General features: G+C 45.5%; 12 protein-coding genes. 9 read left to right on the top strand and 3 right to left on the bottom strand.

Annotated elements, in window-relative coordinates; genetic code table 11:
• Position 1 precedes the first annotated feature (1 nt).
• The 9 genes from Q1B47_RS07715 to Q1B47_RS07675 all read left to right on the top strand — a co-directional run bounded on the left by Q1B47_RS07715 (position 2) and on the right by Q1B47_RS07675 (position 9,957).
• On the top strand, positions 2-460 hold the full coding sequence (locus Q1B47_RS07715) for a hypothetical protein (RefSeq protein ID WP_299791213.1): 459 nt from the start codon (positions 2-4) through the stop codon (positions 458-460).
• A complete protein-coding gene (locus Q1B47_RS07710) occupies positions 457-1,158 on the top strand; it encodes a type II secretion system protein J (protein WP_299791210.1) in 702 nt (233 codons plus the stop codon). Before Q1B47_RS07715 ends, Q1B47_RS07710 begins: the two co-directional genes overlap by 4 nt.
• Positions 1,155-2,066: a type II secretion system protein GspK gene (locus tag Q1B47_RS07705; RefSeq protein WP_299791207.1), complete on the top strand. Its 912-nt coding sequence runs from the start codon at positions 1,155-1,157 to the stop codon at positions 2,064-2,066. The genes Q1B47_RS07710 and Q1B47_RS07705 overlap by 4 nt, the downstream gene beginning before the upstream one ends.
• The gene (locus tag Q1B47_RS07700; protein WP_299791204.1) at positions 2,066-3,181 is read left to right on the top strand and encodes a hypothetical protein; all 1,116 of its coding nucleotides are present in this window, start codon (positions 2,066-2,068) and stop codon (positions 3,179-3,181) included. Before Q1B47_RS07705 ends, Q1B47_RS07700 begins: the two co-directional genes overlap by 1 nt.
• Entirely contained in the window at positions 3,181-3,741 is a 561-nt protein-coding gene (locus Q1B47_RS07695) for a hypothetical protein (protein ID WP_299791200.1), read from the top strand. Before Q1B47_RS07700 ends, Q1B47_RS07695 begins: the two co-directional genes overlap by 1 nt.
• Positions 3,738-4,325, top strand: a complete 588-nt coding sequence (locus Q1B47_RS07690) for a hypothetical protein (RefSeq protein ID WP_299791197.1) — start codon at positions 3,738-3,740, stop codon at positions 4,323-4,325. The genes Q1B47_RS07695 and Q1B47_RS07690 overlap by 4 nt, the downstream gene beginning before the upstream one ends.
• On the top strand, positions 4,318-6,483 hold the full coding sequence (locus Q1B47_RS07685) for a secretin N-terminal domain-containing protein (protein WP_299791194.1): 2,166 nt from the start codon (positions 4,318-4,320) through the stop codon (positions 6,481-6,483). Before Q1B47_RS07690 ends, Q1B47_RS07685 begins: the two co-directional genes overlap by 8 nt.
• A gap of 552 nt (positions 6,484-7,035) precedes the next feature.
• Positions 7,036-8,487, top strand: coding sequence for a hypothetical protein (locus Q1B47_RS07680; RefSeq protein WP_299791191.1), 1,452 nt, complete (start codon positions 7,036-7,038; stop codon positions 8,485-8,487).
• Positions 8,488-8,865: 378 nt separating this feature from the next.
• Positions 8,866-9,957, top strand: a complete 1,092-nt coding sequence (locus tag Q1B47_RS07675) for a DegT/DnrJ/EryC1/StrS family aminotransferase (protein WP_299791188.1) — start codon at positions 8,866-8,868, stop codon at positions 9,955-9,957.
• Between the two features lie 345 nt (positions 9,958-10,302).
• On the opposite strand, the gene Q1B47_RS07670 is transcribed toward Q1B47_RS07675, so the two are convergent.
• The 3 genes from Q1B47_RS07670 to Q1B47_RS07660 form a co-directional block, all read right to left on the bottom strand.
• Complete coding sequence (locus Q1B47_RS07670) at positions 10,303-10,737, bottom strand: hypothetical protein (protein WP_299791185.1); 435 nt, start codon at positions 10,735-10,737, stop codon at positions 10,303-10,305.
• Positions 10,738-10,819: 82 nt separating this feature from the next.
• Entirely contained in the window at positions 10,820-11,497 is a 678-nt protein-coding gene (locus Q1B47_RS07665) for an acetyltransferase (protein WP_299791182.1), read from the bottom strand.
• Positions 11,497-13,254, bottom strand: coding sequence for an asparagine synthase-related protein (locus Q1B47_RS07660; RefSeq protein ID WP_299791179.1), 1,758 nt, complete (start codon positions 13,252-13,254; stop codon positions 11,497-11,499). The genes Q1B47_RS07665 and Q1B47_RS07660 overlap by 1 nt, the downstream gene beginning before the upstream one ends.
• Positions 13,255-13,256: the final 2 nt, after the last annotated feature.

Raw genomic sequence — 13,256 nt, 5'->3', positions numbered from 1 at the left:
TATGCCAATATCAAACACTTTTCAACTAAATTACAGCAAAAATACTGGCTTCACCTTGATGGAGGTGTTAATTGCCGGCTTTATTCTGTTTCTGGTCATATCGACTACCACCTTAATCTATCGTGGTGCTGTACTATCCAGCCATAAGGCTGAGCGCAGTATCTACGTCAATGGTCTGTTGCCGCTAATTATCGATAGTATCGACAGCGATATTCAGAGTAACGGGCAAGATAAAACACTCTCGTTAAACGGCCGGGACGGTATGGGGTTGTCCAGCTATACCTGGTCGGCTGAGGTTATTGACTATCAAGCTCCGCCACAGCGAAGTGTTGCAGAGTCAGGTATAACGGAAGCTCAGGCTAAGCGGTTTAAACTCTGGCAGGTTATCGTTAATGTTGAATATGACGACTACCAACGGGAGTACCGTTATCTGGAAACCAGCTGGGATCTAAATCAATGATGAATAGACAGCAGTCGGGTTTCACTCTGGTAGAGTTACTCATCTCTACGGCACTACTTAGCTTAGTGCTCTTCGTTGCGAGTTATAGCTTCAGCTTGTTCGCCGGAAACTGGGGAAAAGAGTTAGGTCGTTACGAACAAACTGCTAAGTTTACTCGAAATGTCGAACTGGTTCGCCGGGTGTTTGCTAGTACAGCCCCTTTACTGGTAGATAGTGGTGAGGGTAATAAAAAAAGTGCGCTATATCTGGATGGAAAGCAGCAGTATCTCAGGGCGGCAAGCCGTTACGGTGTGTCTACTTCAGATAGTGTGATCTATCAGCTCAGCATAGAGTCTACCCAGGAGGGGAAGGAGCAGCTCGTCTATCAGGAGGTTGCCTCAAATACAGTACTACTGGATAGTTACGAGCAAGATCTCACATTTACGTTCAGACTGACACTTCTCGAAGATGTCTCTGCATTGGACTTTAACTATTACGGTTGGAAAAACTCTCAGGATAAAAGTCTACAACAATCGGGCATGGGGGTGGCATCTAAGCTGTGGCAGCACTCTTTCAACGCTAAAGAGAAACGGTTATTTCCTGAAGCTATTAAGCTTTCAATCGTCTATAACACCGCACAGGCTGTTGAACAGAAACTGCTGTTTATGACCTCTCTTCCGTCCGATGCCGAGCGCATCCTGGCTGAGGAGTCGATGTGAACGTAAAGTACAGGGACTCAATGACAGGGAGGAAGTTAGGCCCGGTCAAGCAGAAGGGGATAGCCCTGTTACAGGTGCTGTTGATTAGCGCAATAATCTCGGTTCTGGCCATGTACCTTACCTTGACATCGCGTCAACAGATAGCGGTGGCTAAGCTGGCTGATGACAGGGCGAATGCAACTCTGCACCTGAAATCTGCCGAGTCACGCGTGATCTTTGAGCTACTGAGTAAAGACTATTCAATATCTGCTAATAACCCACTGCCGAAGAACTATAACTTTTATGCCAAACCTATAGCTATTGATGAATATGCCAGCGTTGAGATCCAGGATGTTGCGGGGTTAATCAATATTCGAACCCCAGACCGTTTACTGCTTCGAAATACCCTGAAGCAACTGGGGGCAGATGAAAATGAAAGTAGTGTTATTGTCGATAGCTTGTTAGATTGGCAGGATAAAGACGATCTGACCCGATTAAACGGGGCCGAGAAGGGAGATTATGAGCTGGGGCCCAGAAATCGCCCCATTAGCTTGAAAACCGAGATGCAGCTGGTAAAAGGGGCCAAGAAGATAAACTGGCAAACATTGTCATCTAATCTCTCTATCGTGCAAACGAGTTATTTTAACCCCATGTTTGCGCCAAAGCCGGTGTTACAGGCTTTTCTTAACAGCGATGCCGAATCGGTATTGAATTTAAGAGAGCTCGGGACACTAACCCGGGCAGAATTTAGTCAGTCAACGGGTGTATATGACAATATTGGTGTCGCCTTGTCTCCGGGTAACATATTTCAGATAACCTTTAGGGTACAATATGGTGAAGTGACACTCGAAAAACAACGAACAGTAAAGTTAGAAAGATATGCCGATAAGAGTGGCACTGTTGTCGAAAACCTAGAAACGATTTGGTAATGATGAAAAAACTTGAAAATATGCTGACGAAAGTGTTCGCTATGGCTGGTGTCGGCTATTACGATCACGGTCTGTTTCGGCTGCAACTCAACGGTGAAGGTGTAGCGTCGTGGAAAAAAGCGGATGACAGCTTTGTTCCCAGAGTACTTATCGTTGCCAGAGGGCACTATCAGGAGGTTAGTAAGACCTACCCACTGGATGACCGGAAGGAAGTTATTAAGCTTCTAAAGCTGGAAGCCCAATCACAACCTGGTTACCAGCAGCATGTGGTCTATCCATCTCATGAGGGGCAGACGGCAACGAATCAGTGGTTTTTTGATCCACATCTGCCCGATTGCAAATTGATACTACCGGAAAGTTTTGTATTTGGTTTTAACTGCCCGCTGTTCAGTACTCTCATCACCCATTTTAAACAGGGGCAGCTGTATATAACCCGCACACCTTTCGGGGTTGTTTCTGCACCAAAAGGCGGCTTAATAACAAATACGGCCAGCTTCGCCATGGCATCGGGGATCTCATTACCAGGCGGACCTGATGTAGTTACCCCTGACGAGGTAAGTGACATTCTGCATGCTCAGACCGTCATACAGACACTGCCTAAACTACTAACCCAATATCCGGTTAACTTTCTGGTAAAGAGCGATAGTTCGACCCAGTGGACACAGGAGCTAAAGCCTGTCCTTTTGGCCACGTTGGTTACAGCCACTCTATATCTAACTTTAAGCTCGGCTTACCTCGGCGTTCAAGGGCTCTGGCTGGATGCGCAGTTGGATGACAATCGCGATGAGGTCGAGCAGGCACTGAACATACAGACAGAGTTTAATCAATTATCTGCCGAGCTTAACAAACAGCAGGCATTTATTTCGACTCAGTCGATAAAGACCCCATTTTGGCAGGTCATCGAGCCCTTAATGCAACAGGCACGCTTTACCAGTGTCCGTTATCGCGGCGAACGTTTCGTGCTTATCGGTGAAACGTCGAAAGCGACCAGTTTGCTCGAGGCGCTTGTAGCAAACCCTAATGTTATCGACGCTAAATTTGATAACCAGGTACATAAAAGTCGCAAGAAAGAGTCCTTCACCATAAGCTTTCAGATAAAGGGAGGCTTGAGTTGATGGATATTTTTAAAGAGAAGCCCTATCTTTTAACCCTCTTGGTTAGCCTTGTACTGGCCAGGTTTATAGGGGTGCCTCTTGTCGAGTGGCAGGACAATCAAAAAATCGAGCTGCAGCTTGAATCGAAACGATTGGCTAAGGCTGAGCGGGCTGTCGCAAACCAACAGACGATTGCCCCTCTGCTGGAACCCTTGCGTGAAAAGGTAAATCAAAACCGTGATCGCCTCTATCCATATCAGAGTGAAAATGCCTTTAAACTGGAGCAACAGAAACAGCTTGAGAGTCTCATTCAAAACTACGGATTGAAAGTGTCCGGTATTGGCTGGTTGATAACCAAGCAGCTCGATGAGTTTGACCTGACCTTATATCAATTGCAGGTGCGTTTTATGGGCGATGGCGTTCGTTTTCCGAACTTGATGGCTGAGCTGGAGTCCAGGCCAAAATGGGTCGAGGTAGCCGATTTTAATTTCGCATTTCGTCGGCAGGGTAAGACAAAGATCGGTGAGGCGAGTGGGCAGATGACACTAAATTTTTATATGCAGAGTGAGTTAAGCAAATGATGTCTGCAAACTGGATAAATTTGCTGGGTTCGAAGTATGTCCTGGCAGCTATAGCCGGAACCTTATTGATTTCTGTCAGTGATTTTTCACAGCGTGTCTGGATCGATTCGAGTGAGAGCGAGTCTATATCGACCGAGCTGACACTGGATGAGCTATCGGGAATTGCGCTGATAACTAAGCAGCAGAGAGATGAGCTGTTAGCTCAGTACAGTAAATATGACAGTGCGGCACGAAAACTGGCCGAGGAGCAGGCGGCGAAACAAGACGATAAAGCCGGGGGAAGTAAGAAAGTCATCCCCGATATCGATAGCCAACACGGGGATCTGCTCGATCTCTATACAGATACATCTCAGTTGAGGCTCAAAGCGGTGATCAACGAGCGCCAGCATTTCGCCTTACTCGAGCGAAGCGAGCACGAAAGTGGGCAGACCTCATGGTTAAAGTTAAAGCAGGGTGATACCTTCGAGGGGTTCACCGTCAAAGAGTTAAAGCATACATCGGTGGTATTGGTTCGTGGTGAACAAGTTATCGATTTACTCATGTATAAGAAAAGTCGTGATAAGGGAAGTGTAGATAATGCGTAACAAGTTTAGTTTGTCGTTACTTATGGTAGCCATGGTATCCGTGACCTCTTGTAGCACCTTGCCGACAGAGCCCGTTGCCGTTGCAGACTCTTATCTTGATGGTAGTGATCAAGCTGTTGAAAAAAACGAAACTCTGCCAGTTAAGGCAAAGGATTCGACCAATGAGTCCACTATTGCATATAAAAATTTGCCGTCACTTAAAGTGGATAGGAAAGCAACAGGAAAAGAGATAGATCTGACTCAGCAGTTCAGTGATACCGAGAAAGTGACCATCGCAGCCGATGCGCTGCCGCTGAATCAATTTTTGCACTATGTGATGGGGGAGGTGCTGCAGGTCAGCTATATTCTCGGCAGTGAAGCCAAGGCCGACACCAGTGGCATCACCCTCAATATTCAAAAACCTATCTCTAAGCGTAAGTTGTTTGGCCTGGTGGATGAAGTGTTGACCGATGGCGGCTATTTGCTCAACTTCAATGATGGCATCTTCTATATCAATAAAGAGCAGGGTGGATCGGGTCGTAATATCGTGCTGGGTTATGGGCGTGACATAACCGATGTTCCCAGAACATCCGTGGATATCAACCAGATCGTCCCGCTCCACTTTCCGATCAAGTCGGGTGTTAACGGCACGATTCAGCAACTTGCCAATGTCAAGGCGTCGGTCGATTATGATCAAAATGCGATCGTCTTGCTTGGGCGACGCGCCGAGATCATTAAGGCGTTGGAGTTTATCCATTTGATTGATGCCCCCATGTTTCAAAATCGTCAGGTCAGCATCTATAAATCTCAATTTGTACCCACTAATGAACTTGCCGATAATCTTTCTAAGGTGTTAAACAGTGATGGAATTAAAGTCAAAGGGGAGAACGTTCAGCAAAATGCCGTTACCGTGCTTCCTATTGAGCGGATCTCTTCGGTTATCCTGTTTGCCAATGATTTTGACCTGCTGAAACGCGCCGCTTTCTGGTTAGAACAGCTGGATAAACCCTCGCTGGTCGAAGAGATACAGTATTTTACCTACATTCCGCGTTATGCCCGTGCCAGCGATATTGTCGAGAGCCTGGAGCCGTTGATCTCGGGTACCAGCAGCAAATCGAATAGCAACAGTGATAACTCTCCTAAGGGGGAGACTAGCGCCAAGACGGTGGGTAAGCCTACTGGTTCAGGCGTCGCCAGCAACGACAAGGTGCGTTTAGTGGTTGATCCCAGATCTAACGCCCTGATCACTCAGGCATCGGGTCTGGAGTACCAGCGTCTGTTGCCACTGATCAAGCGTATGGATGTGATGCCTAAGCAGGTGATGCTGGAGGTGATGATAGCCGAGGTGACCCTCACCGATGAGTTTAAGCAGGGGGTGGAGTTTGCCTTCAACAGCGGTGAGTTATCAATAGGAACTAAAGGTGCCTTCGGCGTCGAGAAGATGGGCGGCTTCAGCTTTGGTTTAAAAGGTGCCGACGGCTCAGTCGTTGCCAACTTCTTTGCCAGTAACAGTCATGTGAATGTCTTGTCTCGCCCCAGTGTCGTGGTCCGCGATGGCGTCAGTGCATCCATGAACGTGGGCACCGATATCCCTGTTGCGGGTGAGACCACATCCGATCCCGATGGCGATCGCCAGACGACCACGATTCAGTATCGTAAAACCGGGGTACAGCTTTCGGTCACACCCACTGTAAATAGTCAGGGGGTGGTGATCATGGAGATTAATCAGTCGATCAGTAATCAGGCCACAAGCGGTAGTACTTTCTCTGATTCGCCGGCTATTTTCGATCGCAGTATTCAGACCGAGGTGGTAGCCAATACGGGACAGGCGGTGATTTTAGGTGGGCTTATCAGTGAAAATAACAGCTTCGTTGAGTCTAAGGTGCCACTTTTAGGTGATCTCCCCTGGATAGGCGGTGCTTTTCGCTCTAATGTCGATACCGTCACCAAAACAGAACTGGTGGTGATGGTGACACCGAAAATTATCCAATCATCAGAGGAGTGGGACGACATCAAGGCTTCATTTACCGATCAACTTCACAGTTTAGATATCAAAGACAAACAGAGTAATCTTACCGAGTCTGAGGCGGGAAGGGAGCTTTTAAAACGCACAGATAGTGATATTGATGAGCTAAATGATGACAGTGAGCCAGCCGATACGCAGGGAGTGGTTAAATAAAGGATAACTTTGTTTGATTTCAATCAAGTTCGGACAGATTAACATAATATTCATATTGATAATGAGGAGTGGTGCAGGGTTCCGGTAAGCCGAACCCTTATATACTCGGTATAGACTAGAGGCTGCTGTGGCTGAGCCTGTTTCCCGGCCATAGCTAGCAGTATAACTCTGGTATTGTGTTTTAAATATTAACCAGATTTCATTTAACAAACTGATACTTAAATTGATTTCAGGTTGTGATGGATGTGTGACTTGTTCACAATATCTGACAATGTTTAACAGATGCTTATATTTCATAAGTGTTTGGTTTAACACAGGTTGAGCTTGTTTTACCTCTTTATGTTGCTTAATTGTTGAACACTGTAGGTAAATTACTGTGTTGTTTGCACAATTTGCGATTCAATAGGCTTGACACTTGTGGTTGTCCCCCATAGAATCAAGTCGGTTGGGTCGCTTAGGGTATTTAGGCGACGGCCTTTTAAGGCGGCCATAATCGAGACATCGGGAAGGACACCCTTCCAGTTTCATGAAACTTTCTTAAGGAAGATAAAAATGTTGAAAAAATCGCTAATCGCGTTAGCAATCTCATCAGTATCTATGGCTGCTTCTGCTGCTACTGTAGTTACTCCTGAAGCACTTATCTCAAACCAAGGTGCTGTTGCAACTGCGTTTACCTCTATCGATGGTAACAACACAAACAGCGAAGCTACTGATAAAATCTCTGTAACTCTGAATGCTGAGTATAAAGTAGATGATATCATCACTGTTACTTTTGCTGGCGGCGATCTAAGCCTTGCTAACACTGCTGCTACTTCAGTAATTACATTAGATCCTGTTCAAAATGATGCAGCTAATTCATCTATGACTCTAGGTCTTCTGTCTACAGAAGCAAACAAGTTAACTTTCCGTGTTACTGATTTAACACTTACTGTTCATCCAACTACACCAAATGCTGTTGCAACAACTAAAGGTGCAGTTATTGACTTTGGTGGCTTGATGTTCACTAACACGTCAATTCTAGCTTCAGGTGCTGTTAATGCAACTTACGCAGCAGAAACATCTAATGGTTTCCCATTAGATGTTGAAAAGACCAATACTGCTGCTCTTTTCTCTACTGCTGACCAGTTCACTGCTGAAGTTTCAACTCCGCTTGATGCTATCATCGATGTTAACTCTAAGCGTCTAAACTTCTACGTTAATACAACGACTAACGAAACAGTTGATGATCTAGTTCTTACATCTACTGATCTTGAAGGTACAGTAATTCCAGATTCTAGCCCTTCAGCAAACTACGCTTTCTCACAGAAAGCGACACCGGTATCTGCTGAGCATATCATCACTGGTGATTTCTCATTCCTGGGTGAAGCTGATGAGACAACTGGTGTTATCACTACATCAAATGTAACAGCTTTTGATGATGCAGGAACTCCAGTTGCATTAGATGTTACTGTATATAATGACCGCGTTGAAGTGGCTACAAACGGTTCTAGCAAGATTAATGGTGGCGTAACCGTTACTATCGATGTTGAAGGTAGTGAAGCTGGTCTAGCTGATGCTGCAATTCAAACTCAGAAGTTTGTTGTATCAACTGAGCTAAACTACACAGATGCAGCCACTAAAGCTCAAAATATCGTTCTATTGAATGATGCAGCTGCTGGTGAGTGGACGCTAAATGGTGCAGTTGTACACGTTCCATTCATGCCTTTCCGCGATGGTTACTCTCCAATCGTTAACGTGTCTAACACTTCTAGCCAAGATGGTGACATCGAAGTACTAGTATATGCACAGAACGATGCTGCATGGGTTGCTCCTAAGTCTTACACTCTAGGTGTTGCAGCTAAGGCGCAAGCTCAGACTAACATCACAGCTGCTCTACGTGATGCGGGTATCGAAGGTGATGTAGCATTCGACATCATCGTTAACGCACCAAAAGAGAACATTGAAGTAAGCGCACTTTACTACAATGCTGGCGACCGTGCTGTTATGAATACAACTAAGAAGTAATATTACTTATTAGTTGTAAAAAGCAGGCTTAGGCCTGCTTTTTTATTGCCTGAGATTTACCATATCTACAAGCCTTCTAGCTACTTAATTCTGTTCTTATGATAAGTAAGGTGCGTGAAAACGCTTTGTGAAAGGACTCTCTCCTGAGTGATAGTACCTAGGGACTAGTTCCTTATGTATGTTTCTTTATGCTTAGCCTATACATTATCTTGCTTCCTGTTAGAATACGTTGCAGTTTGAGGGATTAAGCTTTCTCGTCATCCTGAATTCATTCCAGGATCCTGTTGTAAGATTCTTAACCAGCTCCTCGAACCTTATAGCTTATAGCTTATCGCTTATAGCTTGACCTTTAACTTCTGGTTTAAATTGATTCTGTCCATGATTAAATACCCTATCGTTCGTCCCGTCTTGCCTGAACTTGAAAAGTACCAGCAATACATTAAATCCGTTTTCGACAATGTCTGGCTGACCAATGCCGGGCCGCTGCATCAGGAGTTGGAGCGACGCCTGGCAGAGTATCTGGGTGTTAAACATCTAATGCTGGTCTCCAACGGCACGCTGGCATTGCAGGTGGCATACCGTGCACTGAATCTGGGGGAGAGGGTGATCACCACGCCGTTTTCATTTGCGGCCACGGCCAGCTCACTTGCCTGGCAAAACCATAGCTGTCAGTTTGTCGATATTGATAAGGCTAGCCTTAATATCGACCCTGATTGTATTTCTGATGAGCTAGCCGATAGCTGTGATGGTGTCGTTGCCACCCATGTATTTGGTAACCCATGCGATGTCGAGAAACTGGAGAGTTTGAGCAGGAAACATAAGCTCAAAGTTATCTATGATGCGGCCCATGCATTTGGCTGCAAGTATAAAGGCGAGTCAATATTAAACTGGGGCGATGCCAGCACCCTGAGCCTACATGCGACCAAAATATTTCACACCGTCGAGGGCGGCGCGATCATCTTTAAACATGAAGCGGACCTTATCAAAGCCAAGCAACTGATTAACTTTGGCTTCGATGGTAAACAGTATCCGGAACTGGTTGGCATCAACGCCAAGCTCAATGAAACTAATGCGGCAATGGGGCTCGCCCTGCTCGATGATATCGAGGCTCGTCAGAGCCATCGTATCGCCTGCGTCAACGCCTACCAAGAGCGGCTTGCTGACGAGTTCGAGTTCCAGCGGTGGGCAAGAGACAGCAGTGTTAATGGGGCTTATATGCCTGTATTGTGTCGCTCAGAGCAGGAGCTATTACAGTTAATGCCTCTGTTGACTGAATCAGGGATTCAGACGCGCCGCTACTTCTATCCCAGCCTGTCTGAGGTGCCCTGCTATGGCATGCAGGGGGATACCCCTATCGCAAATGAGATAAGTCGACGCGTGCTCTGTCTGCCTCTTTATGCCGATATAACAAGCGATGATGTCGAGGATATCTGTCTCTTGGTGAAGCGGGCATTAAGAGCCGTTCGCTAAGTTGCGATCTCAATAGCCGGTATAAGAATAAGAAGCAAGGTGAGCTTTATATCTCTTTTGAGCGCAGGTTTCATTGAATCTGAATGTTCTGGAGAAAGAGGACGCATACCTGCTTTGTTAACTTTGTCATACCAAATACATGGAATAATGTCAGCGTTGACTTGCGTCGTTTTTTTTGAGCTTTGATGTCAGCTAATGAAATTAGGTGGAAGATATTAATGTCTGATATTAATGTCTGATATTATTGCCGAGGGAGTTGAGGCAGTAACATTTCCGAGGAGTAGCACTTCAGTGAAGTGCTACTCCATAGTAGAAGGTATAACCTTTTAAGTCGTTTTATTTTTTTTATTTTTTAGTGGCTAACTTCTTGATCCACACTCGAGCCTGTTTTTCAGCAGAAGAGATCTGCTCTGGTGTAAGCTCAAGCGCCGCTTTATTGCGGTAAGCTATGGCTGTTTCATTCCCGGTTTCTGCGACAACTGCAAACCAGGTATAAGCCGTCTGCATATTCTTTTCTGTGCCATTACCCAGTGCGTATTTAAATGCCAGCACCATCTGCGCCGTTTCAAATCCCGCCTCTGCTGATTTTTTGAACCATTTCACCGCTAGTTTCTGGTTGTTATCGGTATCGACGGTCTGTTTGTCATAATGGCTGGCGAGTCGATAAGCGGCAAGCTTATCGCCATTTTCTGCCTGTTGCATAAGCTCTGTTGTGGAAGCAAAGCTTGAACTAATTGTGATGAGTGATATTAAGAGTGCAGAGAGCAGCTTTTTGAGCATGTTATAACCTTAAATGTAATAGATGAAAAAATCATTCAAACGGCAGTACCAAGAACAAGATTGTTATTGTCTTGGACAACAGTTATTTTAAATATTTTTCACCCGGCTCGCGAGTTTTAACTGTATCTGCCGGGCTGCCAATAGCCAATTGGTTATCTTTTATCGCTTTTATAACAACAGAGCCAGCGCCGATAACTGAATTGTTACCAATAACGACCTTCTCAATAACGGTAGCGCCGGCTCCGATCGCTGACTGTTCACCAAGCTGCACGTTGCCGCACAGTACCGCGCCTGGAGAAACACTGCTGAAATGGCCCAGTGTGCATTCGTGGTCAACACTGGCATTATGGTTAATGATTACGTGGGTACCTATTTGAGTTTCAGGACCTACGCTGGCATTGGCCATGATTATACTGCCGGGGCCAATTTTTGCGTGTTTACTGATGCTGGCCTTAGGGTGTTGTATATGAATGTAGTTTACCTTGAGTGCCATGGCATCAATTTTGTCTGCTATAAGGCTACGGTTATAGTTATCGCCGACGGCGATAAACAGGTTAACGGGTTTTTCGGATTCAGTTTGTTGTACAAGCTTGGCGATATGCTCCAGCTTTCCAATTACCGGGTAACCTAAAGCTGTTTCACCGGCCGGTTTGAAGTCATCGATTAGACCCCCTACCTCATAGTCGGCTTCGGCCTCTATCGCGTCGATAACGACCTTGGCGTGTCCGCTACTTCCTATGACATAAACCTTAGCTTGCATTAAAAACTCCTGAACTTTTTCAGTTGCTCCAGATAGATTGCCAGTGTGATTAAGCTACCGATACTGTCTGCATTATTGGGTTTGGTGCGATAAAACTGAGTAAGCTTCTGCTCCAGCTCTTTTACCGGAATTAGCTGAGTGATCGGTGCACTATCTGACAGCAATAAACGGTTCATCTCTGCTTTGAATTCAGGTTGCTGCATCCAGTCGGTATAGGATGTGTAACCTTTGTTTGCTATCGTCTTTCTATAGATTATATGGGCAATCCCCGCAAAGGGTGTAGCCTTGATAAAGTTGATTAATCTACGCTTTATAGTGACTTTTGGCACAGCACTCTCTTCACTCTGTAATGTGATGGGCTTACCGGTTTGTTGCCACGGAATATCTTTAAAATATTCAGGATAATACTTCAGTAGCATGGCATTGTAGAGTCGACTTTTCTTGCGGTAACTGTCGGGCACCGAGTAGATAAATTCGATCAGATCGTTGTCCATAAATGGTTTGAGGTTATGCAGTTGCCCGCTTAGTAGATCTGTGCCGGCAGCGGTAAAGCGCACGCCTCGATTGTAAAGAAACAGTGGATCATATTTCTTAGCAGAGAAATAGTCAGGGTTCAGAACAATCTGTTGTGAAAGGCCAGGGAATTTCTTCGCTGCGATCTCTTTCGATACCGGAACATCTTCACATTGTTCCAGTAACAGGCTTCCGCCAAGGACTGCGTCACCGACATAGCCATTCAAAAGATAATTACTCTCTTGTGATATTTCGGGGACAGAGCCTAATGCATGCATGTGTAAGACATTAAACATGCCATCGGTTTTCCAGATCCCTTTATCACGGCCTTCAAACCAATTTTTTTGATCTATCGTGCGGAGTGTATTACTGACGCCTGCCACCTCGGCGACCCGTTTTGCGATGATGGCATCTTCACAGCTTGGGTGGCCAAAGGTGTAGGTCGATATTTTACCTTTAAAGTGATTTGTGGCGGCAGCCAATATCGCGCGGGAGTCCAATCCGCCGCTGAGGGTGACAGCAAGGTTTGGCTGTTTAATGCTTCTCATACAGCGACCTACAGCCTGATCGAAAACCTGATACAGCTTATCTGTGGCCTCTTCAAAGCTTATCTCAGAGTTTGGCTCGATCTGTCCCCACTGCCAGTATAGCTCTGTCTCCATGCTCCCAGATGATGTATCTATAGTGATAATCGAGGCCGGCGCGAGGCGTTTAATTTCATCAAACCAGGTTGATTGATTAAGCATATGTCCGAGTTCGGTGAACACACTCAGGGCGTCTTTATCAATAGTGAGTTTAGTTTTCGGGTGCAAAGCCAATGCCTTGAATTCAGATGAAAAACCAATTAACTCTTGGTTTTCATAAGCAAGGTACAGGGGCTTAATACCGAAGCGATCTGAGACTAGCTGCACTCTGTCTTCATTTTTATCATGAATTAAAAGGCAGAAGTAACCATTGACTGTGGCTAGTAGCTCTGAAAGTTGTCCTTTTTTATGGGCTTGTAGAATCACCATCAGAGGTTCGTCAGCGTCCTTACCCGCGATTGAGAAGATGTCACCATCAAGAATGATAAGGTGCTCTTCGGTTTCCAGGTAGTTATAACCAATATCCTGCTTTATCGCAGTTACCGCCAGTTGCAGTTTATTTTGCTGAAACTGCTTTACGACTTCTCCTGATAGCTCAGTAAAAGGTGCTGCATCATATGAAATGGCATATTCGCCAACGAAGCCTGTAATACCTGGCATAA

The organism is uncultured Shewanella sp., from assembly GCF_947501225.1.
Taxonomy (GTDB): Bacteria; Pseudomonadota; Gammaproteobacteria; order Enterobacterales; family Shewanellaceae; genus Shewanella.
Note: the sequence above shows the minus strand (reverse complement) of the source record. Positions and strands in the feature narration are given on the sequence as shown.

What these genes read in the sequence shown, in the direction of transcription:
- Q1B47_RS07715 (WP_299791213.1), top strand. Translation starts at nt 2, where the DNA reads ATGCCAATATCAAACACTTTTCAACTAAATTACAGCAAAAATACTGGC.
- Q1B47_RS07710 (WP_299791210.1), top strand. Translation starts at nt 457, where the DNA reads ATGATGAATAGACAGCAGTCGGGTTTCACTCTGGTAGAGTTACTCATC.
- Q1B47_RS07700 (WP_299791204.1), top strand. Translation starts at nt 2,066, where the DNA reads ATGATGAAAAAACTTGAAAATATGCTGACGAAAGTGTTCGCTATGGCT.
- Q1B47_RS07695 (WP_299791200.1), top strand. Translation starts at nt 3,181, where the DNA reads ATGGATATTTTTAAAGAGAAGCCCTATCTTTTAACCCTCTTGGTTAGC.
- Q1B47_RS07690 (WP_299791197.1), top strand. Translation starts at nt 3,738, where the DNA reads ATGATGTCTGCAAACTGGATAAATTTGCTGGGTTCGAAGTATGTCCTG.
- Q1B47_RS07685 (WP_299791194.1), top strand. Translation starts at nt 4,318, where the DNA reads ATGCGTAACAAGTTTAGTTTGTCGTTACTTATGGTAGCCATGGTATCC.
- Q1B47_RS07680 (WP_299791191.1), top strand. Translation starts at nt 7,036, where the DNA reads ATGTTGAAAAAATCGCTAATCGCGTTAGCAATCTCATCAGTATCTATG.
- Q1B47_RS07675 (WP_299791188.1), top strand. Translation starts at nt 8,866, where the DNA reads ATGATTAAATACCCTATCGTTCGTCCCGTCTTGCCTGAACTTGAAAAG.
- Q1B47_RS07670 (WP_299791185.1), bottom strand. Translation starts at nt 10,737, where the DNA reads ATGCTCAAAAAGCTGCTCTCTGCACTCTTAATATCACTCATCACAATT.
- Q1B47_RS07665 (WP_299791182.1), bottom strand. Translation starts at nt 11,497, where the DNA reads ATGCAAGCTAAGGTTTATGTCATAGGAAGTAGCGGACACGCCAAGGTC.
- Q1B47_RS07660 (WP_299791179.1), bottom strand. Translation starts at nt 13,254, where the DNA reads ATGCCAGGTATTACAGGCTTCGTTGGCGAATATGCCATTTCATATGAT.